This window comes from Acidipropionibacterium jensenii DSM 20535 (assembly GCF_000425285.1).
Classification (GTDB): Bacteria; Actinomycetota; Actinomycetes; order Propionibacteriales; family Propionibacteriaceae; genus Acidipropionibacterium; species Acidipropionibacterium jensenii.
In genome coordinates this window covers 118071-139902 of the sequence record NZ_AUDD01000001.1, presented here as the reverse complement: position 1 = coordinate 139902, position 21832 = coordinate 118071, and the positions used below count along the sequence as shown (strand labels likewise).

The 21832-nt window shown below is 69.7% G+C and carries 18 protein-coding genes; 10 read left to right on the top strand and 8 right to left on the bottom strand.

Annotated elements, in window-relative coordinates; all coding sequences use genetic code 11:
* Positions 1–66 precede the first annotated feature (66 nt).
* A complete protein-coding gene (locus H590_RS0100655; protein WP_232020901.1) occupies positions 67–1011 on the top strand; it encodes a hypothetical protein in 945 nt (314 codons plus the stop codon).
* Complete coding sequence (locus H590_RS0100650) at positions 1008–1283, top strand: acylphosphatase (RefSeq protein WP_028702032.1); 276 nt, start codon at positions 1008–1010, stop codon at positions 1281–1283. The genes H590_RS0100655 and H590_RS0100650 overlap by 4 nt, the downstream gene beginning before the upstream one ends.
* 122 nt (positions 1284–1405) lie before the next feature.
* Here H590_RS0100650 and H590_RS0100645 read toward each other — a convergent pair whose 3' ends face one another.
* Together H590_RS0100645 and H590_RS0100640 are read right to left on the bottom strand one after the other, a co-directional pair.
* On the bottom strand, positions 1406–1723 hold the full coding sequence (locus tag H590_RS0100645; RefSeq protein ID WP_028702031.1) for a hypothetical protein: 318 nt from the start codon (positions 1721–1723) through the stop codon (positions 1406–1408).
* 45 nt (positions 1724–1768) lie between these two features.
* On the bottom strand, positions 1769–2074 hold the full coding sequence (locus H590_RS0100640; protein WP_097798123.1) for a hypothetical protein: 306 nt from the start codon (positions 2072–2074) through the stop codon (positions 1769–1771).
* Between the two features lie 273 nt (positions 2075–2347).
* Between H590_RS0100640 and H590_RS0100635 the strand changes: the two genes are divergently transcribed.
* Together H590_RS0100635 and H590_RS0100630 are read left to right on the top strand one after the other, a co-directional pair.
* Positions 2348–3679 carry a hemolysin family protein gene (locus tag H590_RS0100635; RefSeq protein WP_197720469.1) on the top strand — a complete coding sequence of 444 codons (1332 nt, stop codon included), beginning with the start codon at positions 2348–2350 and terminating at the stop codon, positions 3677–3679.
* Entirely contained in the window at positions 3676–4800 is a 1125-nt protein-coding gene (locus H590_RS0100630; RefSeq protein WP_028702028.1) for a hemolysin family protein, read from the top strand. The genes H590_RS0100635 and H590_RS0100630 overlap by 4 nt, the downstream gene beginning before the upstream one ends.
* Before the next feature lie 7 nt (positions 4801–4807).
* Here the strand turns inward: H590_RS0100630 and H590_RS0100625 are convergent, their stop codons facing one another.
* Positions 4808–6532 carry an NAD-dependent malic enzyme gene (locus tag H590_RS0100625; protein ID WP_028702027.1) on the bottom strand — a complete coding sequence of 575 codons (1725 nt, stop codon included), beginning with the start codon at positions 6530–6532 and terminating at the stop codon, positions 4808–4810.
* Between the two features lie 100 nt (positions 6533–6632).
* On the opposite strand from H590_RS0100625, the gene nhaA reads away from it, so the two are divergent.
* The gene (gene nhaA, locus H590_RS14065) at positions 6633–7811 is read left to right on the top strand and encodes a Na+/H+ antiporter NhaA (protein WP_051238010.1); all 1179 of its coding nucleotides are present in this window, start codon (positions 6633–6635) and stop codon (positions 7809–7811) included.
* Here nhaA and H590_RS0100615 read toward each other — a convergent pair.
* Positions 7804–10356, bottom strand: coding sequence for a YhgE/Pip domain-containing protein (locus H590_RS0100615; RefSeq protein WP_051238009.1), 2553 nt, complete (start codon positions 10354–10356; stop codon positions 7804–7806). The genes nhaA and H590_RS0100615 overlap by 8 nt on opposite strands.
* Positions 10356–13163 carry an MMPL family transporter gene (locus H590_RS0100610; RefSeq protein WP_051238008.1) on the bottom strand — a complete coding sequence of 936 codons (2808 nt, stop codon included), beginning with the start codon at positions 13161–13163 and terminating at the stop codon, positions 10356–10358. The genes H590_RS0100615 and H590_RS0100610 overlap by 1 nt, the downstream gene beginning before the upstream one ends.
* A 199-nt stretch (positions 13164–13362) precedes the next feature.
* Here H590_RS0100610 and H590_RS0100605 point away from each other — a divergent pair, with 199 nt between their 5' ends.
* Complete coding sequence (locus tag H590_RS0100605) at positions 13363–13995, top strand: TetR/AcrR family transcriptional regulator (protein ID WP_028702024.1); 633 nt, start codon at positions 13363–13365, stop codon at positions 13993–13995.
* A gap of 5 nt (positions 13996–14000) precedes the next feature.
* On the opposite strand, the gene H590_RS0100600 is transcribed toward H590_RS0100605, so the two are convergent.
* The 3 genes from H590_RS0100600 to galE form a co-directional block, all read right to left on the bottom strand.
* Complete coding sequence (locus H590_RS0100600; RefSeq protein ID WP_028702023.1) at positions 14001–14693, bottom strand: HAD family hydrolase; 693 nt, start codon at positions 14691–14693, stop codon at positions 14001–14003.
* Positions 14694–14759: 66 nt separating this feature from the next.
* Positions 14760–14915, bottom strand: a complete 156-nt coding sequence (locus tag H590_RS18195; RefSeq protein WP_154655305.1) for a hypothetical protein — start codon at positions 14913–14915, stop codon at positions 14760–14762.
* A 22-nt stretch (positions 14916–14937) separates the two neighbouring features.
* Complete coding sequence (galE, locus tag H590_RS0100590; protein WP_028702022.1) at positions 14938–15927, bottom strand: UDP-glucose 4-epimerase GalE; 990 nt, start codon at positions 15925–15927, stop codon at positions 14938–14940.
* 108 nt (positions 15928–16035) lie between these two features.
* Between galE and H590_RS0100585 the strand changes: the two genes are divergently transcribed.
* The 4 genes from H590_RS0100585 (at position 16036) to H590_RS0100570 (ending at position 21702) form a co-directional block, all read left to right on the top strand.
* Entirely contained in the window at positions 16036–17415 is a 1380-nt protein-coding gene (locus H590_RS0100585; RefSeq protein WP_028702021.1) for a sensor histidine kinase, read from the top strand.
* A 41-nt stretch (positions 17416–17456) separates the two neighbouring features.
* Positions 17457–18113, top strand: coding sequence for a response regulator (locus H590_RS0100580; protein ID WP_028702020.1), 657 nt, complete (start codon positions 17457–17459; stop codon positions 18111–18113).
* Between the two features lie 149 nt (positions 18114–18262).
* Positions 18263–19198, top strand: coding sequence for an ABC transporter ATP-binding protein (locus tag H590_RS0100575; protein ID WP_028702019.1), 936 nt, complete (start codon positions 18263–18265; stop codon positions 19196–19198).
* Entirely contained in the window at positions 19198–21702 is a 2505-nt protein-coding gene (locus H590_RS0100570) for an ABC transporter permease (RefSeq protein WP_028702018.1), read from the top strand. Before H590_RS0100575 ends, H590_RS0100570 begins: the two co-directional genes overlap by 1 nt.
* Positions 21703–21832: the final 130 nt, after the last annotated feature.

Sequence of the window (21832 nt, the reverse complement as noted above, 5' to 3'; positions counted from 1 at the left end):
GGCAAGTTGTCCACAGAATGGTGATGAGGTCTGGTGCCGCCGGGATTCCTGTGGCTGACTCCAGCCATGGACAGTTCACGGCGGGTGTGGCGGGTCACCGACCTGTGTCGCAGCGGGGTCTCATACGGGACGGTGAGACGACAGATCCGGGACGGCACGGTCTCCAGAGTTCGCCACGGAGCCGTGGTCGAGGGTCCACCTCCGGCGGACCTGCGCCACCGTCAGCTCGAGCTCATCGCCGCCACCGGCCCTGTTCTGACAGGCCAGGACTGGGTACTCACTCACACCTCCGCCGTCGCGCTGCTGGGACTGCCGATGCTGCGCGACGGCGCCGACACCGTCTGGGTCAACCGGGCGTCGGGGACCAGCGGCTACCGCAGCCCCCTTCTGGTGAGCCGGACCTGCCGGCTGGCCGAGGACGAGGTCGTCCGCGTCGGCGACCTGTTGGTCACCAGCCCGGGACGCACAGCCGTCGACATGGCCAGGCAGTTCGGTTTCATCGCAGGCACCGTCACCGCCGATGCCGCACTCGCCGGTGGACTCTCCCCGCCGGCCCTGCAGAACCTGGTCGACCGGGGATCCCGGCGTCACGGCAATGCCATGGCCCGCGCCGTCTGCGACTTCGCCGACGGGCGTTCCGAGAGCCCGGGGGAGTCGTCCATGCGGGCCATGCTGGAGTTGCAGGGGTGCGCCCCCACCGACCTGCAGGTCACGGTGTACGACCGGCACGGCCGCTTCGTCGCACGCTGCGACTTCGGATGGCTGGAGTACGGAGTGGTCGGCGAGTACGACGGCGCCCAGAAGTACCTGCGCGATCTGCGTCCCGGCGAGAGCACATCCGACGTCGTCGTCCGGGAGAAGCAGCGGGAGGCCGCCATCCGCCACCAGGGCCTGGAGGTCATCCGCTTCTGCCTCGCCGACCTGAGGCACCCCGCCGCCGCGGCCGCCAGACTGGGTCGTCTGCTCGCCGGACGACGACGCCGTCCGGTACCGGGCACCATGGAGGCATGAGCACCGTTCATGTCCACGTCATCGTCCGCGGCAGGGTTCAGGGGGTCGGGTTCCGCTGGTTCACCCAGAGCGCCGCCGAGAGCCTGGGAGTCGCCGGCACCGTGCGCAACTGCGCCGACGGCACAGTCAAGGCCGAGTTGGAGGGTCCCGAGGAGGACGTCGACTCCGTGGTCGCGATGCTGCACCGCGGCCCCGGCATGTCGCGGGTGGACGGGGTGGAGACGATGCCGGCAGCGGTCACCGGGATGTCCGGATTCCGGGTGACCGGATGACCCACCGTACGACCACCTGAGCCACAGAGCCACGAAGCAACAGGACGGTCCCCAGCGCGATCAGGACGACACCCGCAGCAACACCCGGGACGACACCGGCGGTGGGAACGAGGCCCGAGAGGTCAGTCCTTGTCGGTCGGCCAGGTCTCGGCGATGAACCGGCGGGCCGCGGCGACGTCGTCACGGGTGAGGTCCTCACGCTTCTTGCCGGCCACCGAGGCGGTGATCTCGGCCACCAGGTCCAGCAGCCGGGTGCGCTCCTGCTCGTGGGCACGCAGGTAGCCCTGCGCCTTCTCCGACGGGTGCTCGTCCCCCTCGAGCTTGGCGATCGTGTTCTGGAGCTGGACCAGCCACAGCTGGAGGGCTCGCAGGACCAGCGGCAGCTCATCGGCCAGAGCCTTTCCCACCGCGTCCCGATCGATCTCGAAGTGGTCTGTCATGGATCTCACCGTAGCCCGAACCGACTCGAGGACGAGCGGGGACCCTCAGCCGGCGAATCGTGCCAGCGCCTCGGCGAACTGGCCCGGCGGTACCGGCATGTCGGCGCGACGTCCGCGCACCTCGATCACCAGATCCATCTGGACGCCGTCGACCAGCACGCTGGTGGTGATCCCGCTGGCGATCTCCATCCGGATCACAGTGCCTGCCGGGGAGATCCGGGAGCTGCGGTAGCGGTCGCGCACGAATCGGTCGGCGTCGCGTGCCGAGCCGCCGTCAAGACTGTCGATGGCCCCGCGCACCCGGGCCACGGCGACGCTCAGCACATCGACGATCCCGTCCCGCTCGGCCATCTCGGTCCCTCCGTCCGCCTCCTGACACATCCATCCTTGCGCGGAGCGCAATTCCCCGGACGACCGCGCGCAACTGTGTCCTGTCGCCCCGCCGCCCTACACTGACCGTCATCATGGACAGTGACAGTTGCAGCCGTGCGTCGGCTGAACCTCCTCCCACCACGAACTCGACGGCCACCGCTCCTGTCACCAGGACCGCTGTGACCACGTCCCCCGCGACCGAGCCCCCTGCGACCAGCACCGCGCCGGACCTCTCGACCCCGGGGAGCCACCGTGTGGACTGACATCGCCATGCTGGCCGTCGGCGTCGTGCTGACCGCCTTCACCGCCATCTTCGTGTCCTCCGAGTTCTCCCTGGTGGCCCTCGACCAGGCCTCGGTGGAGAACCACGCCGCCCGCGGCGACAAGGGGGCGGCCCGGGTGCTGACCGCCATGAAGTCGCTGTCCACCCAGCTGTCGGGCGCCCAGGTCGGGATCACCCTCACCACGATCCTGCTGGGCTACACGGCCCAGTCATCGGCGGCGAACCTGCTCACCGGCGCCCTGGGGGACGCCGGTCTGGCCCGCGCCCTGGCCACCTCCATCGGCGTCTTCGCCGCGGCCGTCATCATCAACGTGTTCTCGATGCTGTTCGGCGAGCTGGTCCCCAAGAACATCGCGATGGCCCACCCGCTGCGCACCGGCGGCCAGGTGGCCCCTCTCCAGATGGTCTTCACCACCGTCTTCAAACCCCTCATCGTGGTCCTCAACGGCACCGCGAACTGGGTCCTGCACCGGATGGGCATCACCCCCCGGGAGGAGATCTCCTCGGCCCGGTCGGCCACCGAACTGGCCGCCATGGTGCGCCACAGCGCCGACGAGGGGACGATGGACCCCTCCACCGCCACCCTGTTCACCCGGTCCATCCACATGGAGCAGCTCACCGCGGTCGACGTGATGACCGACCGCGGTCTGGTGCGCACCCTGCCGGCCACCGCATCGGCGGCCGACGTCGTGGCGATGGCCTCGGAGACCGGGCACTCGCGGTTTCCGGTGCTGGGAGCGGGCACCGACGAGATCGTCGGCCTGGCCAGCCTGCGCCGCGCGGTCGGGGTGCCCTGGCAGCGCCGCGAGGAGGTCCCGGTGATCTCATCCTCCCTGCTCGACCCGGCACCACGGGTCCCCGAGACCCTGGAACTGAGCCGGCTGCTGGTCCAGCTGCGAGACGAGGGCCTCCAGATGGCCGTGGTGGTCGACGAGTACGGCGGAGTCTCGGGGGTCGTCACCCTGGAGGACGCCGTCGAGGAGATCGTCGGCGAGGTGGCCGACGAGCACGACCAGCTGCGCGCCGGGATCCGCAGCCAGCCCGACGGGAGCTTCCTGGTGCCCGGCCGGCTGCGTCCCGACGAGTTGCGCGACCGGACCGGCGTGAAGGTCCCCGACGACGGCCCCTACGAGACCCTCGCCGGCCTCGTGATGACCCTGCTGGGCCGGGTGCCGTCGATCGGCGACACCGCCCGGACCGAGGACGGGACGACACTGACCGTCACCCGGATGGTGCGACGCCGGGTCTCCCAGCTGCGCATCACCCCCGCCCCGAAGCCCGAGGACGAGGAGGAGTCATGAGCCCGATGGTCGGACTTCTCATCACCGTCGCCCTGCTCGGCGTCAACGCCTTCTTCGTGGCCGGCGAGTTCGCCACCACCTCCTCCCGGCGGTCCCAGATCGAACCGCTGGTGGAACAGCGCCGACGCGGGTCGGCGAAAGCCTTGTACGCCCTCGAGCACGTCTCTCACATGCTGTCGATCTGCCAGCTGGGGGTCACGGTCGCCTCGACCACCCTCGGTGCGGTGGCCGAACCGGCGATCGCCCATCTGCTGGTCCACCCGCTGACATCGATCGGGCTGCCGGCCTCCAGCTCCCATCTGGTGGCCCTGGTCATCGCCCTGCTGCTGGTGGTGTTCCTGCACGTGGTCTTCGGCGAGATGGTCCCCAAGAACATCTCCATCGCGATGCCCCAGAACGCCCTGCTGACCCTGGCCCCACCGCTGGTGGCGATCGGGAAGGTGGTAGCGCCGGTGATCTACGCGATGGACCACACCGCGAACTGGTTCGTCCGGCTGGCCGGCCTCACCCCGCGGACCGAGATCGCCGCCGCATTCACCACCGAGGAGGTCGCCTCGATCGTGGAGAGGTCCGAGGAGGAGGGCAAGATCCACGACGACCTGGGCCTGCTCAGCGGATCCCTGGAGTTCACCGACCGCACCGTCGGCGAGGCGATGGTCCCGCTGGCCGACCTCGTCACGCTGACCCCCGAGTGCACCCCGGCGCAGCTGGAGCACGAGGTCTCGGTGACCGGCTTCTCCCGGTTCCCGGTGAGTCAGCACGGCAGGATCACCGGCTACCTGCACGTCAAGGACGTCCTCTACGCCCAGGGCGCCGAGCACGACCGGCCGATCGGCGCCGAGCACATCCGCCAGATGGAGACGGTCCGGGTCGACGACGAGGTGGAGGACGCGATGCGCCAGATGCAGCGCACCGGGATCCACTGCGCCGCCGTGGTGCCCGAAGCTGGTTCCGCAACCGACGTCGACGCCGCCACCGACGCCTCGGCAACAACCGGCACCTCAACCACCACCGGCGGGAGCATCGACACCGACCGGATGATCGGCGTGATCTTCCTGGAGGACATCCTCGAGGAGCTGGTCGGCGAGGTGCGCGACACCCTTCAGCGGCCGCAGATCTGAGGGCCCCTCAGGCCGGGATCACCCGCGGGTAGCGCGGCTTCCACATCGACTCGTAGATCGCCTGGACCGGATTGTGGCCCAGCTTCACGGTGGCCAGATCCTGGTTCTGGGCGGCCTCGACCACCGACAGCGCGACCCGCGCCGAGATGGACCGCAGGCTCGACATCCGGGGCAGCAGGGCGGCCCCCTTGGCGTGCACGTCGACGGTGGAGGCCAGCGCGGTGGAGGCCGCCGCGACCATCCCCTCCGAGATCCGGGTGGCCCCCGAGGCGATCGCCCCCAGCCCGATGCCGGGGAAGACCAGGGCGTTGTTCGCCTGGGCGATCCGGTAGCTGGTCCCCTTATGGGTCACCGGCTCGAAGGGGGATCCGGTGGCGATCAGCGCCCTGCCGTCGGTCCACTCGATGAGGTCGGAGGGAACCGCCTCGGCCTTCCTGGTCGGGTTGGACAGCGGCATGATGATCGGCCGCTCGCAGTACTCGGCCATCTCTCGGACCAGGTCCTCGGTGAAGGCCCCGGCCTGGGCCGAGGAGCCGATGAGAATGGTCGGGCGCACATTGCGCACCACATCGGCCAGCTCGTAGTGGCCGCGGGTGTCGAGCTTCCAGCCCTTCAGGTCGGCGCTCGGGCGCGCCCAGGGGCCCTGGAAGTCGCGCAGCGTCAGACCCTCGCGCAGCAGACCGCGGGACCCCAGTCCCCAGAAGTGGCGGCGCGCCTCGTCGGCGTCCATCCCCTCCTCGACCATCACCCGCCGCAGCAGCGAGGCGATCCCGATCCCGGCGCTCCCGGCGCCGTGGATGACGATCCGCTGCTCGGCCAGGGGCGTCCCGGAGGCCTTCACGGCCGCCATCACGGCGGCGGCCACCACGGCCGCGGTGCCCTGGATGTCGTCGTTGAAGGTACAGTAGTCGTTGCGGTACTTGTCGAGGATCCGCGTCGCATTGGCGGCGCCGAAGTCTTCCCAGTGGATCATCGCGTGGGGGTAGAGCCGATGGGCGGTGGTGACGAAGCGCTCGATGAAGTCGTCGTACTGCTTGCCGCGCACCCGGGCGTGCCGGACGCCCAGATAGGTGTCGTCGTTGAGCAGTTCCAGGTTGTCGGTCCCGGTGTCCAGCACGACCGGCATCACCCGGTGCGGGTGGATCCCGGCGGCGGCGGTGTAGAGGGCCAGTTTGCCGACGGTGATCGCGACCCCGCCGACCCCCTGGTCGCCGATCCCCAGGATGCCCTCGGAGTCGGTGACGACGATGAGGTCGACGTCGTCGGGACGGTCCCCCATCGCCTTGAGGGAGCGCTCCATGGTGCCGGGATCGTCGATCGACAGGAAGACCCCGCGCGGACGCTGGTACCAGTGGGAATACTCCTGGATCGCCTGCCCGATGGTCGGGGTGTAGACGATCGGCATCATCTCCTCGATGTGGGCGGTGAGCAGGGCGAAGTAGAGCACCTCGTTGCGGTCGTGGGTGGCGTTGAGGTAGAGGTACTTGCTCAGTGCGTCGGGCTGGGCCTGGTACTGCCCGTAGACCCGCTTGAGCTGGCCCTCGAGGGTCGTCACCCCCGAGGGGAGCAGGCCGTCCAGGCCCAGCGCCTCGCGGGTCTCCAGGCTGAAGGCCGACCCCTGGTTGATCCCGGGACTGGCCAGCACCTGGTAGCCGCGGGCCATCACCTTGACGAACTCTCCCTTGTCGTCACTGGCAAACTCGAACTCATTGGGCTGAAATCCGGTCGTCATTGAACACTCATCTCCGCACATCGATGTCACGCAGGACGTATCCCCCAAGTCAACCACGCCGTCATGTCCTCATGCCCGGCGCCGTCCCTCAAGGAGTCCCATGACCAGCATCACCACCCGGGCGCGCATCGCCCTGAGCCGGGAGACCACCGGTGGTGTGCTGGTGCTGGTCGGGGCGGTGACCGGGCTGCTGCTGGCCAACACCGCCGCCCGCGACTCCTTCCACCGGCTGTCGGGGTCCCGACTGGGTCCTCTCACCGCCGACCAGTGGGCCCAGGACGTCCTGCTGAGCCTGTTCTTCCTCACCGTGGGACTGGAGCTGATCCAGGAGATCCGGGCCGGCAGCCTGCGCGACCCGCGTCGGGCCGCAGTGCCGATCCTGGCCGCCTGCGGCGGGGTGGCGATCCCGGCGCTGTGTTACGCGGGCGTGCTGTTCGCGATGGGGGCGGGCCGCTACGCCCACGGCTGGGCGATCCCCACCGCCACCGACATCGCCTTCGCCCTGATGGTGCTGGTGCTGGCCGGACGCGGCGCGCCGGCCGGTCTGCGGGTCTTCCTGCTCACGGTCGCGGTCGTCGACGACCTCATCGGGATCCTCATCATCGCGATCGTCTACTCCCACGGCCTGCGGCTCCCCGCGCTGATCGGTGCGGCGGCCGCGGTGGCGGTCTTCGGGTGGCTGGCCCGACGCCCCCGGGTGCGCTGGTGGCTGCTGGCCCCGGTGGCGGTGCTGGCCTGGCTGTGCGTGCACTCCTCGGGGGTGCACGCCACCATCGCCGGTGTCGCCCTGGGGCTGGTGATGCCGACCCGCAGGTTCGGCGGGGAGCTCGTCTCCAGGGCCACCCGGCTCGGTCAGCTCGTCCAGCCGGTGTCCAACGCGGTGGCCCTGCCGGTCTTCGCGGTCTTCGCCGCCGGGATCCCGCTGAGCGCAGGGTCCCGGCTGGTCGACCATCCGGTGGCATGGGCGGTCGCGATCGCCCTGGTGGTGGGCAAGCCGCTGGGGATCATGGCCACCACCGCCCTGGTCACCCGGTGGACGCCGCTGAGGATGGCCGAGGGGCTGACGCTGCGCGATCTGCTGCCGGTCGGCCTGCTGTGCGGGATCGGGTTCACCGTGGCGATGCTCATCGCCGGGCTGTCCTTCGAGGGGGCCGAGGAGGTCACCGCGGCCCGCGCCGCGGTGCTGATCGGCTCCCTCCTCTCGGCGGTCCTCGGCGCAGCCCTGCTGCACCACGACCGCCTGCGCCGCGAGCACCGGGACCGTTCGGTCCTCAGGTGAGTTCGGCGATCACCTTGGCCGGACTGATGTGCCGGGCCCGGTTGACCGCGAGCAGGCTCGCCAGTCCTCCGATCAGCAACCACATGATGATCGTCAGCAGGGATCCGAAGGTCGGTGAGTGACCGGCCAGGATCGCCGTCAGCGCCTCCATCGCGGGTTTCAGCGGGGAGATGTCGTGCACCCAGCGGACCGGACCCGGCACCGCCGAGACCAGTCCGACGGCGGAGGCGGCGGCCACCAGGATGACGCTGATGAACCGTCCGATGGCGTGCAGCCAGCCGGCCAGGGCGTGGTTGACGGCCAGGAACATCGCGCCGACCAGCAGCAGCATCCCGAACAGCCCCAGGCCGCGCGGCACCGAGATGCCGGTGGTGAGGGTCGCCAGCAGGGCCAGCCCCGCCGCGCTGGCCGCCATCACGCCGGCGCCGGTCGACAGCGAGCTCCACAGCAGGGAGAGGGTGGACCGGGAGGAGGTGAGCACCCGGGAGGGCACGGTGCGGGCCACCGTCCAGATCGCCAGTGCGCCGATCCACAGTCCGAGGATGAGGATCAGTCCGACCACCCATGCCGAGGTGCCCATCGGGGTGCTGCTCGCCCGCACCGGCGAGGAGACGGCGTCGGACAGCTTCTGCCGGTCGGAGGCCGAGTAGGTGGGCACCTGCTTGGCCCCCTTGGCGACGTCGGTGGCGAAGGTGTCGGAGCCCTGGGCGAACTTGACCGCTCCCTGGGACAGTTTCACCTGTCCGGCGTAGAGCTTGTCGGCGCCCTGGGAGGTCTGGTGCACCCCCTGGGCGAACTGCCCCACCCCGGCGACGTACTGCTGGGCGCCGGTGGTCAGGGTCGGCATCTGCTGGGCCATCGTGTGCACCCCGCCGGTGTACTGCGAGACCCCCTTCGTGTAGGTCGACACCCCGGACGACAGGGTGTGCACCCCGGCGGTGTACTGCGAGACGCCGTTCGTGTAGGTCGACACCCCGGATGACAGGGTGTGCACCCCGGCGGTGTACCGCGAGACGCCGTTCGTGTAGGTCGACACCCCGCTCGAGACCTGGTTGGCGCCGGTGGCGAGCTGGTGGACACCGTCCTTGAGGGCGGTGATCTGCTTGCCGATCTGGCCGGGCAGGGCCTTCAGGGTCGCGGTGAGCTGATCGATCCCCTCGCTGACCTTCGAGGCGTAGCTGCGCGCCCCCTCGCTGGTGGCCCGGGCCCCGCCCATCAGGGAGTCGGGGTCGGAGGAGCTGCCCATCGACTGGGCGGCCGCGGCCATCCCGGCTTTCACCCCGGCGGCCAGCTGTGCCCGGGCGGCGTCGGTGGCGCAGGCCTGGGCGTTCTGGGCGCAGATCTGGTTGACGACCTGGGCGATCTGGGAGTCGGTGGGTCGGGCCATCGCCCCCTGGTAGCGCTGCATTCCGGCGTAGACCCCGGCGCTGCCGTCGGCGATCGCGGTGGCCCCGGTGCTCAGCTGCTGGATCTGGGCGAGCTGCTCCTGGCTCATCGACGGGACGGTGCCGCTGGTCTGCTGGAGCTGGCGGTCGATCTGATTGATGCCGGCCGACAGCTGGTTGGCGCCGTTGCGAAGCTGGGTGCCACCGGCGTTGAGCTTGCTGCCGTTGGCGTCCAGGGTCCTGGTCCCCGAGGCCAGCTGGGTGCCACCGGCATTGAGCTTGCTGCCGGCGGCGTCGAGAGTCCTGGCACCTGAGGCCAGCTGGGTGCCACCGGCGTTGAGCTTGCTGCCGTTGGCGTCGAGCAGGGCGACCCCGGAGGCGAGCTGACGCACCCCGACCAGCAGCTGGGAGCCGCCGGAGGTGAGGGTCTGCCCGCCCTTGTCGAGCTGGCCGAGACCGTTGGACAGCTGCTGGCTGCCCGAGGTGGCGGACTTCACCCCGCCGGTGAGCTGCTGGGCGCCGTCGTTGAGCTGGGAGGCGCCCTTGCTGAGGGAGACCATCCCGCTGGCCGACTTGTTGAGCCCGATGTACATGTTGTCGAGGTACTGGCTGTTGAGGGTCTTGTTGATCTGGTTCTGGGCGGCCTGGGCGGTCATCGTGGCGATCGCCGAGTCGGTGACCGGGGAGGAGTCCGAGGTGGCCACCGTGATGACGGCCTGGCGGGCCTGGTCACCCTTGTTGGCCGAGTAAGAGGTGGCGTCCTTGGAGAAGGACTTGGGGATGGTGACGACGGCGGCGTAGCTGCCGTCCTTCAGTCCCTTGGCGGCGCCGGCGGAGTCGGCGAGCACCCAGGAGATGGGCCGCCCGTCGGTGGTCGTGGTGCTCGACTTGATGAGTTCCCCCGACAGCTGGCGGCCCAGCGGGACGAACTGGCCGCCCAAGGTGACCCCGGCGTCCTGGTTGACGATGGCGGCCTGCACCTGGGAGAGCCGGTTGGTCATCTTCCAGGTGGTGCCGATCAGCGCCCCGGCCACCACCAGCGGCACCAGCACCAGGGCGACCACGGTGTGCCAGCTCAGCGCGATGGTCGAGTGGGAGCGTTCGGCCCTGGGGCGGGCGCTGGAGGACCCCGAGGCTGTGGACTTCGTGCGTGGGGACATCAGTTCGCTCCTTCGGGAAGGGCGGGAGTCGGGTCGACGGCGGCGAGCTCGCCGACCCCGTCGGGGTTGAGCCAGTCGAGTCGGCCGGCGCGTTGGGCGCCGAGCAGGACGCCGGTGCGTCCTGCCGTGCGGGCCCGGGTGCACAGATGCTCCAGGGCGGCCCGGGACTCCGGGTCGACGACCTGGTCGGCGTGGTCGATGATGGCCAGTCGGGTGGTGGGGGCCAGGCCCCGGCGGAGCCTCTCGGCCAGCCCGTCGGGTTCGGCGGCGTCGACGAAGGTCACCAGCCGCCGGACCCGGGGGGCCCGGTCGGGAAGCAGTTCGCCGGCCGACCGGCAGGTGCCGGAGTCGAGGGTGAGACGCCCCGACAGGGCCAGCAGCAGGCCGGTGACGGCCCCCGGAGGTCCCACCACCGCCTGGACCTCGCCGGGTTCGACGTGGGCGCGGACCCCGCTGAACAGCCCCTCGACGGCGAGATCCTCGCCGTGGACGGCCTCGGTGTGGTCGGCGGTGGGCCACTGCGCGAGATTGCGCTCGCGGGTGACGGCCTCCCCCTCGATGTCGAGGACCGGGAGACGCTCGTCCAGCCACTTCGGCAGCCACCAGGCCTTGTCACCGAGCATCGTGAGGACGGCGGGGACGAAGGTCATCCGCACCAGGAAGGCGTCCACCACGATGCCGATGGCCAGCGCCAGGGCGATCTCGCGCAGCGCGTGCATCCCCTCGGGGATGAAGAAGGCGAAGACCGAGAACATGATGAGGGCGGCCGCCGTGACGACCTTGCCGGAGTGGACGAAGCCGTCCACCACGGCCTCCTTGGCCGCCATCCCGTGGGTGTAGGACTCACGCATCCGCGAGACCAGGAAGACCTCGTAGTCCATCGCCAGGCCGAACAGGATGCCCATCACGACGATCGGCATGAAGGAGATGATCGGCACCGGCTTGTCGATGTTGATGATGCTCAGGCCGACCCCGCGGTTGAAGACCAGCTGGGCGGCGCCGAGTCCGGTTCCCGCCGAGAGCAGGTATCCCACGGTCGCCTTGATGGGCACCGCGATGGACCGGAAGACCACGGTCAGCAGGATGATGCACAGCCCCACCACGAACAGCGCGAAGGGCAGCATCGCCCGGCCCAGCTGGTCGGAGACGTCGATCTGGATGGCGGTGACGCCGGTCACCCCGGTGTCCACCCCGAACTCGCTCTTCCACCGGGACTGCTGGTCGCGCAGCCGGTTCACCAGGTCGGCGGTGGCCTGGTCGGAGGGCCCGGTGGTCGGGATGACCTGGATCATGCCGGTGTCGACGTTCTGGTTGGGAATGGCGACCGGCACCTGCTTGACGCCGGGCAGGTCCGCGATCTCCTTCTTCAACCCGTTGATGACACCCATCGGATCGGTGGAGTTGACGATGTCAGCGGTGACGATGATGGGGCCGTTGAACCCCTCGCCGAACTTCTCGGTGAGGGTGTCGTAGGTCTGCCGGGAGGGGGTGCCGAGGGCGTCCTCGGCGGCACTGGGCAGGGAGAGGTGGAGGTCCTTGACCGGGATGGCCAGGGAGCCGAGCACCACCACGACGATGAGGACAGTGACCACCGGGACCTTGGTGACCACCCGCACCCACCAGCCGAAGATCCCCTTGCGGGGGTCCTTGGTGGCCCGGGCGGGTTCGGCGGCCGGTGCCGCGCCGCTCTGCCGGCCGGAGCCGGTGGCGCCGTCCCCGACCGCCTCCTGGTCAGCGGCGGCCACCTTTGCGGCGGCCCTGCTGCGCTTCCTGCGCGGACGGCGGGGGGCCATCCGCTGCCCCATCAGTCCCATGAAGGCGGGCAGCATGGTGAGGGCGATCGCCACCGCCAGGGCGACGCCGACCGCGGCGAAGACGCCCATCACGGTGAGGAAGGGGATCCCGGCGATCGCCAGACCGACCAGGGCGATGATGACGGTGGTCCCGGCGAAGACGACCGCCGAACCGGAGGTGGCCACCGCCCGGGCCGCCGAGGACTGCGGATCGACCCCCTCGGCGAGCTGGTCGCGGTGCCGCGACAGGATGAACAGGGCGTAGTCGATGCCCACCGCCAGACCCAGCATCACGGCCAGCAGCGGGGTGGTGGAGTTGATGTCGGTGAAATTGGCCAGCAGCATCGTGATGCAGGTGGAGATCCCCACCCCGATGAGGGCGGTGAGGACCGGCATCCCGGCGGCGACGATGGACCCCAGGGTGATGAACAGCACGATGAGGGCGACCACGACGCCGAGCGCCTCGGTGATCCCGATGGACGGGAAGGTGGCGCCGAAGGCCTGGCCGCCGACGGTCACCCTGGCGCCCACCGGCAGGGCCTGCTCGATCCGGTGACCGGCCTGCTGGAGGGCCGCCTTGTCCTTGTCGGAGAAGGAGACCTGGGTCGTGTTGCCCAGATCAACCTGGATGACGGCGGCCGTCCGGTCGTCGCTGATCATGCCGCTGACGTACTTGGCCCACGGGGAGGTGGCAGTGCGGACGAAGCTCAGCTTCCCGAGGTCGGTGACCCCCTGCTCGATCTTCGGGCGGATCGCCGCCGACTCCACCGAGTCCCCCTTGGGGACCACGACCACCACATCGGCGGTGAGATCGGCGGCCTGCGGGAAGGTCGCCTTGAGGTTGTCCATGGCCACCTGCGAGGGTGCGCCGGGAATGGTGAAGGTGTCCTCGAATGATCCCCCGAAACCGGCTGTCAGCCCGCCCAGCAGGGCCAGGATCCCGAGCCAGATCGCAATGACCGTCTTGGCGCGCCGGAAGCACCAGGCGCTGAGATCATGCAGGAAGGAGGACATCGTCACCTCAGAAATATCGACACACTCGGTTTCCGCGTGCCGTCGGCGCCGCTGGCGGACGATGACTCGCAGATCCGGGATGTCGGCCCGCCGGTACTCCCCCTGAGCAGGTCCGATACATACCCGTATCCAGTACGGAAGCGTATCCGATACACTTCCGTATGCAAACTGGCAGGGGCCGGAGGACAGGAGGCCAACGATGACCGATGTGATTGCGTCCCGCGAGCAGGTCAGCACCCGGCGGGAGGCCACCAGGCAACGGCTGGCCTGGGCGGCGATCCGGGTGTTCGCCCGCAAGGGGGTCGACGGCGCCTCGGTGGAGGAGATCTGCGAGGAGGCGGGGTTCACCCGCGGCGCCTTCTACTCCAACTTCGAGTCGAAGAACGACCTCTGCCTCGACGTCCTGCAGCGCTCGATCGACCAGACTTACCAGACCCTGTCGACCCAGCTGCCGAGGGTCTCGGCCAGCGAACTGCCGATCGAGCAGAAGCTCGACCGGGCCGTCAGCCTGTTCCTGTCCACCGTGAGCACCGACCCCCAGACCATCCTGGCGATCAACGAGATCCGCCTCCAGGCGGCCCGCGACCCCGAACTGCGACCGGCCTACCGGGCGCTCAACGAGTCCTGCACCCCGGCCCTGCGCGACCTGGTCGCCGACGTCATCGCGGCCAACGACGTCCGGCTGGGGATCTCGGTGGACGACCTGCTCTCGATCATGCGCACCCTCTACGACCAGCAGATGATCGAGGCGATCATCTCCGGCAACCCGGCCGATCACCTGGCGGTCGCCCGGCAGATGACGGCCCTGCTCAAGGTACTGATGCGCGTCTGAGGCGCTCAGCCCATCGCCGAGCCGGCGGCCGAGATCACCGCCGGCAGCTCGGCGATCGACCCGAGCAGGTAGTCGGGGCCGGCCGCCTCCAGGGTCTGCCGGTCCCCGGCACCGGTGAGCACGCTGACCGGGGCCACGCCGGCATTGCGGGCGGCCTGCAGATCGACGACGGTGTCCCCGGCCGCCAGCACCTGGCGGACGTCGACCACCCGGGTGCGCTCCATCGCCCGGTGGATGAGGTAGGGGGCGGGGCACCCGGAGGCCACGTCGTCGGCGGTCACGACGGTGTCGATGAGCGGCCGGCGGGCCGGCCACCAGCCCAGTTCCTCCATCAGAGGGGTCACCGATGCCTCGTTCAGATCGGTGGTGAGGGCCACCCGGATGCCCTCCTCGTGGAGGGTCTCGAAGGTCTCGGTGGCCCCCGCGATCTCCTGCGGCGGGTCGGTGCGCCAGCTGTCCGCCAGGATGGTGGAGAACCTCAGGAACTGGGCGCGTGCCGCACCGCGGGCGGGGTGCACCCCGCCCAGCGCCATCAGCGCCGAGATGGCGCTGGTCCGCTCCACCCCGGACCAGACCTCCAGGTCCTCCTGAGCGACGCTGGCGCCGGTCTCCTCGACCGCCGCGCGCAGCGCCCGCGACACCGCACCACCGTCATCGACGGTGGTGCCGGCCATGTCGAAGGTCACCAGTGAGACCATCGTCTTCTCCTTCTCGCGCCACGGGGCGCCCCGCCTTGAACCAGCCCAGCCTTGAACCAGCCCGGCTCAGAACCAGCGGGGATGCGGGTCGGCCGAGGAGACTCCCTCGGTCGCCACCGCCCACAGGGCGGCCCGCTGACGGCGTCGGTGGGCGTCGATCCGCCCGCCGACCAGACATCCGGCCGCCAGTGCGACCAGACCCCACCAGAACCTGTGCTTCATCCTCGTGCCGGTCCTCCGGGGCTCAGTAGCCCAGGATCTTCTTGCGCTCGGGCAGCCAGGCGATGGCATCGCGGATGCCGTCGGCCGGGGTGAGCTGGGCGCTCCAGCCGAGCAGATCCTTGGCGCGGTGCGAGACGGTGTAGGCGCCGGCGACGTCACCGGGACGGGGCGGGCCGTAGACGACGTCCAGCGGCTTGCCGGTGCCCTCCTCGAAGGCGTCCACCAGCTCCTTGACGGTGACCCCGTTGCCGGTGCCGATGTTGAAGACCTGGTAGGGATCCTCGGCGGTCACCTCGTCGAGGTGCTCGAGGGCGGCGACGTGGGCGCGGGCGAGATCCCAGACGTGGATGAAGTCGCGGATCCCCGACCCGTCGCGGGTCGGCCAGTCGGCTCCGGTGACGGTGAAGGTGGTCTTGTCCAGCCAGGCGTCGATCATCTTGCCCAGGACGTGGGTGGGGTGCTCGATCTGCTGGCCGGTGCGCAGCTTCGGGTCCGACCCGATCGGGTTGAAGTAGCGCAGCGACAGGGCCTTGAGGTCGGAGGCGTGGGCGGCGTCGCGCAGCACGAACTCGACCATGAACTTGGTGGTGGCGTAGGGCGAACCCGGGTCCAGGGCGGACTTCTCGGTGACCTTGAACTCGGCGTCGGTGGCGTAGATGGAGGCCGAGGAGGAGAACAGGATGCGGTTGACGCCGTTGCGGGCCATCGCCTGCAGCAGCTTGATGGTCTTGGCAACGTTGTTCTCGTAGTAGGCCAGCGGCTGGTCGACCGACTCGGGGACGATGATCTTGGCGGCGCAGTGCACCACGGCGTCGATCTGGTTCTCGGTGAACACCCGGTCCAGCAGGTCCTGGTCGGCGACGTCGCCCTGGTAGAACTTCCGGTCGCGGACGAACTCGCGGCGTCCCGCCGACAGGTCGTCCAGGACCACCACCTCGTGGCCCGCCTCCTCGCAGGCCGACCCGACCGTCGACCCGATGTATCCCGCTCCGCCTGTGATGAGAATCCGCATCGTTGACCGTGCCCTTCGTCATTGAGTGTTGTCGCGTTGATGCCCGGGGCAATCCTACGGCAAATCCCGCGCGACGGCTGGTTGAGGGCCGTCCATACACTGGTGACGATGAGCAGCAGCGGGCGTGACGCGACGGCCCCCGCACCGCAGCAGAGGTCCGGGAGCGGTGTTCGTGCGCGCCTGACGCGGTTCTCCTCGACCCGGTCCACCCGGGGTGCGGCGCGCACCGAGGAGCAGCTCTCGATCCCCGGCATGGAGGAGGTGCTCAACCCCGAGCTGGGCGACGGCCGCCCCCAGGACTCCGAACGGGCGCTGTGGGTCGACATCACGCTGGTCGTGGTGCTCACCGTTCTCACGGTGGTGCCCTATGTCACCTCGGTCATCATGCATCCGAGTCCGGAGTACATCGCCGCCCTGGTGAGCTCGATGGTGATGGTCGGGTCGGTGACGATCCGCCGCGACCAGCCGATGCTCATGATGGGTCTGGTCGGGCTGGGCGCCACCATCCAGCTCATCATCGTCCCCTGGCCGGTGCTGTCCCTGCTCACCATTCCGATCGCCTCCTACTCGGTGGCGCGCTGGACCGGCGGCCCGCAGTCCCGCTGGGTGCTGTGGGCGGGGGCGCTGGGGGCCATCCTGGGGCCCACCCGGTGGCACGCCGCGATGACCGCCGACTACCCCGCCAACGGCGGCACCCCCTGGATGCTGTGGTTCCTGTCGATGGCGGTGTGCGCCGGCCTGGTGATCACCCCCTACGCGATCGGTCGGCGGCTGCGCGAGGCGGCCCTGATCGGCTCCCAGCAGCGGATGGCCAAGGCTCAGCGCTACCGGTCCATCCTCGCCGAGCGGGAGCAGGACGCCCGGGTCATCGAGGAGCGCACCCGCAATGAGATCGCCCGGGAGCTGCACGACATCGTCGCCCACTCCCTGTCGGTGATGATCGTCCAGGCAGAGGGGGGCAAGGCGCTGGCCCTCAAGAAGCCCGAGAAGGCTCCCGAGGTGCTCGACATCATCGCCGACACCGGACGCGACGCCCTGGTCGAGATGCGCAGGATCGTCGGGGTGCTGCGCCAGGACCCGTCCGAGAAGGCCGCCTTCTCCCCCTCCCCCGGACTCACCGACATCCCCGAGCTGGTGGAGCACTCCGGGGACCGGATCTCCCTCACCGTCACCGGGGAGCGCCCGGAGGTCCCCGAGGCCCTCGGACTGACCGCCTACCGGGTGGTCCAGGAGGCGGTGACCAATGTCCTCAAGCACGCCGGTCCGACCGCCCACGCCGAGGTGGCGGTGCACTACCGGCCCACCACGATGTGCCTGACCATCACCGACGACGGCCACGGCGAGGCGATCCAGGGGGACGGCCGCGGGCACGGCCTGCAGGGGATGCGGGAGCGGGTCACCTCGATGGGCGGCCAGCTGGACACCGGCCCACTGGCCGACCGCGGGTTCCGGGTGCGCGCCCTGCTGCCGCTTCGATCGGGACGCTGACCTCCCTCTAGGATGGGGTGTTCCCTCACCCCGGAGGTCCCATGCCCGAGCCGATTCGCGTGCTGCTGGTCGACGACCAGTCCCTGGTCCGTTCCGGGTTCCGGATGCTCATCGAGGCCGAGGACGACATGGAGGTGGTCGGGGAGGCCTCCAACGGCGCCGAGGCCCTCGACGTGCTGCGCACCACCCCGGCCGATGTCGCGCTGATGGACATCCGGATGCCGGTGATGGACGGGGTCGAGGCGGCCCGCCGGATCGCCGCCTCCCCGCTGGACACCAAGGTGATGATCCTCACCACCTTCGACCTGGACGAGTACGTCTACGCCGGGCTGAAGGCGGGCGCCTCCGGCTTCCTGCTCAAGGACGCCCGGCCCGCCGAACTGCTCTCGGCGATCCGCAGTGTCGCCGCCGGTGAGGCGGTGGTGGCCCCCTCGGCCACCCGGCGCCTGCTGGACCACGTCGTCCCGAGGCTGCCGAGCAACCCGAAGCAGAACGAGGAGCGGCTCTCGGTGCTCACCGACCGGGAGCAGGAAGTGCTGGTGGAGATCGCCAAGGGCGCCACCAATGCCGAGATCGCCCAGACCCTCTACATGGCCGAGGGAACCGTCAAGACCCACATCGGCCGGCTGCTGGCCAAGCTGGAGTGCCGCGACCGGGTCGGCCTGGTGCTCTTCGCCCGCGAGGTCGGCCTCATCTGAACCCATTCTGAGGGTGCCCTGAACCTCGACTGAGCGTCCCCTGAGGCTCATCTGAGCGTGCCCTGAGGCTGTTCTAAGATCCCCGCCAATCTCGCCGCCACGCCACCGTGCGACAGAACCACCGGCACCGGCGGCCGTAGGGTGGCCGCATGTCGACTCCGCCGCGCCGTTCCTCCGCCCCCGACCCCTCCGTCGGATCCGCCGAGACCCCGGATGCCGAGGCCCCGATCGGAACGCCGCGGCGCGGTGAGGCCGGGCCCCAGGGTTCCCCGTACCTGCAGAACCCGGCCCAGCCCTACCCGGGGGCCCAGCCCTGGCAGTCGGGAGCCCCGGCCGCCGGACCCCGCCCCGAGGACCTCGCCCAGGATGCCGCCGCGGCCCTCGGCGTCACGAAAGTCTACGGTTCCGGACCCACCCAGGTGGTCGCCCTCAACGGCGTCGACGTCCAGTTCCGGCGCGGCTCCTTCACCGCCATCATGGGCCCCTCCGGATCGGGCAAGTCGACCCTCATGCACTGTCTGGCCGGACTGGACCGGATCACCTCGGGCCGGGTGCTGCTGGCGGGCAAGGAGCTCAGCACGCTTCCCGACAAGGCCCTCACCCGGGTCCGCCGCGACGAGGTGGGATTCATCTTCCAGTCCTTCAACCTGCTGCCCACCCTCACCGCCCGGCAGAACATCCTGCTCCCGCTGGATCTGGCCGGGGCCAGCCCCGATCCGGCCCTGTTCGACCAGCTCACCCAGGGTCTGGGGATCGCCGACCGGTTGAACCACCGGCCCTCCGAACTGTCGGGAGGCCAGCAGCAGCGGGTCGCCTGCGCCCGTGCGATGATCGCCAAGCCCTCGGTGGTCTTCGCCGATGAACCCACCGGGGCCCTCGACTTCAAGTCCGGCACCGCCCTGCTGGAGTACCTGCGGCACTGCGCCACCGATCTGCACCAGACCATCATCATGGTCACCCACGACGCGCGGGCCGCCTCCTACTCCGACCGGGCCCTCATGCTGCTGGACGGGCGCATCGTCGACGACATCGACTCGCCGACCGCCGAGACGGTCGGCACCGCCATGGCGAATCTGGAGGCGTGATGCTGCGCAACGCTGTTCAGGAGGTCCGCTTCCACCCGGGCCGCTACGTCGCCACCCTGGTGGCGATCGCCATCTCGATCGGCTTCATGGTCGGCGTCTCGGTGTTCATCCGCACCCAGTCCAACGCCCTGGGTCAGCAGGAGTCCCTGGTGACCTCCAGGGCCGACGTGGTCGTCGACCTCGGCTCCACCAGCGAGAACATCGTCCCGGCCAACGTGACCAGCACCATCAAGGCCGTCCAGGGAGTGTCGGCCGTCGAACCCGCCCTGCAGACCAACGAGATCGTCCAGAAGGATGACAAGGCAGTCCAGGCAACCTTCTACGGACTGCCCTCCGAACGCTTCCGTTGGGCGGGACTGTCCTCGGGGTCCTGGCCCTCCCAGCCGACCCAGATCGCCCTGTCCGAGGAGGCCGCCGGCAAGCTCGGCGTCCAGGTCGGCGACAAGGTCGCCTCCGGCACCACAGAGCTGACCGTCAGCGGGATCAGCGACGACCCGCGCTCGCTGTTCGCCCAGACTGTCTACGTCGATCCCGCGGTGCCGATTGCCGCCGGCTTCCAGCCGTCGGTCTGGCTGATCGCCACCAGCCCGGGATCCGACCCCGGACAGGTCTCGACGGCGATCCAGTCGGCCGTCTCGAAGCTGCCGGGGATGGCCAAGCCAGGCACCAGGGCCGGGGATCTCCAGGTGGCCCCGGCCGATGAGTACCGGGCCCGCAGCATTACGGCACTGACCGGCAATTTCGACGTCTTCAAGTACATGCTGATGGTTTTCGCCGGCGTAGCGCTGATGGTGGGAATGATCATCATCTTCACCACCTTCCTCATCCTGCTCGCCCAGCGCCGCCGCCAGATCGGCCTGATGCGCACCGTCGGCGCCTCCGGCGGTCAGGTGAGAGGGCAGTTCTTCGTCGAGTCGGTGATCATCGGGATCATCGGATCACTGCTCGGCATCGTGCTGGGAGTTCTCATCGCGCTCGCCGGGGCGGCCTACACCGGGGCCCTGGGGTTCGGCCTGGTGATGCCCTGGTCCGATCTGGCCATCGAGTTCGGGATCGGGGTGGTGGCCACCGTGCTGGCCGCCTTCGTCCCCACCCTGAGAGCCACCCGGGTCGCTCCTCTGGAGGCTCTGCGCCCAGCACCGACGATCGAGACCAGGCGCACCTCGGTGGCCCTGGTGATCATCAGCTCGGTGCTGGTGGTGGCCGGCGCCCTGCTGGCCTGGCAGGCACTGAGGGTCGACAGGTGGAACATCGCCTGGGCGATGGGATCGGTGGCCCTGCTGGGGATCGGGATCCTCCTCTCGACGCCGGTCTACGTGCCCTGGGTGATCCGCGGGCTGGGCCTGATGATCCGGCCCTTCGGGGCCACCGCGAGACTCTCGACGGCCAATGCGGTCCGCAACCCGGTGCGCACCGCTCTGACCACCGGCGTCCTGATGCTGGCAGTGGGGATCATCGTCACCCTTCAGATCGGCACCGCCACCACCCGCCAGAGCGTCCTGGATCTCATCGACGAGCAGTTCCCCGTCGATCTGAGCGTCACTGCACAGGCCGTCACCTACGACGTCAACACCGGTGAACCGAAACCGGCGACCTCGGTGGCGCTGCCGAGCGCCACCGTCTCCGACTTCTCGAAGCTGCCCAATCTCAAGTCGCAGATCTCCCTGCGCGGAGCGCCGATGGTCATCAGCGACAGCGACTCCCCCACCCTGGTGATGGGGGCCGACGCCTCTCAGCTGCGGCCGGTCAGCTCGACGACCGCCGATCAGCTGGCGCCCGGCCGGGTGCTGATGAGTGCCGATGCGGGATTCAAGACCGGTGACCATGTCGACGTCAAGGGAGCCAGGGGGACCCTCAATCTCACCGTCACCGTCTCCAAGGCCATGGAGAACTCCAGCGTGGCGATGGTGAACAGCGCCGATCTGGCGAAGCTCACCCAGGCGCCACCGGTCGTGGCGGTCTGGGCGGCAATGGCCGAGCGGACCGATATGGCCCAGACCCTGGCTCCGATCGTCAGCATCCAACAGCGCAACCCCGATGTGATTCTCGGCGGCGGTGCCCTCTATGCAGCGGCCATCGAACAGGTCCTCAACATCCTGCTGATCGTGATGACCACCCTGTTCGGGGTGGCGGTGGTGATCGCCCTCATCGGGGTCGCCAACACCCTGGGGCTGTCGGTGGTGGAGAGACGCCGGGAGTCGGCCCTGCTGCGCGCGATGGGCATGCAGCGCGGATCGCTGCGCCTGATGCTGTTCTTCGAGGCGGTCCAGATGGTGATGGCCGGGGTGCTGGTCGGCATCATCTCCGGCGGCTTCTTCGCCTGGTTGGGGATCAAGTCGGTGTTCAAGATGTCCGGGGCGCCGTTGTCGGTGAAGTTCGCAGTCGACTGGCCGACCACTATCGGCCTGATCGCGATCTGTTTCGTCGCCGCCTCGCTGGCCTCGATCCTGCCGGGACGCCGGGCGGCGAAGGCCACCCCGACGGAGGCTCTGGCCGAGGAGTAGGTGTGCGCTCGACCAGGACCTCGATGACAACACCTCGCGGGTCCCGGACAACACCTCTCCGGGTGCTGACAACACCCGGACCGACTCGGGCAACACCCGGACCGAACGGGATACATCCGGCGAACCGCCG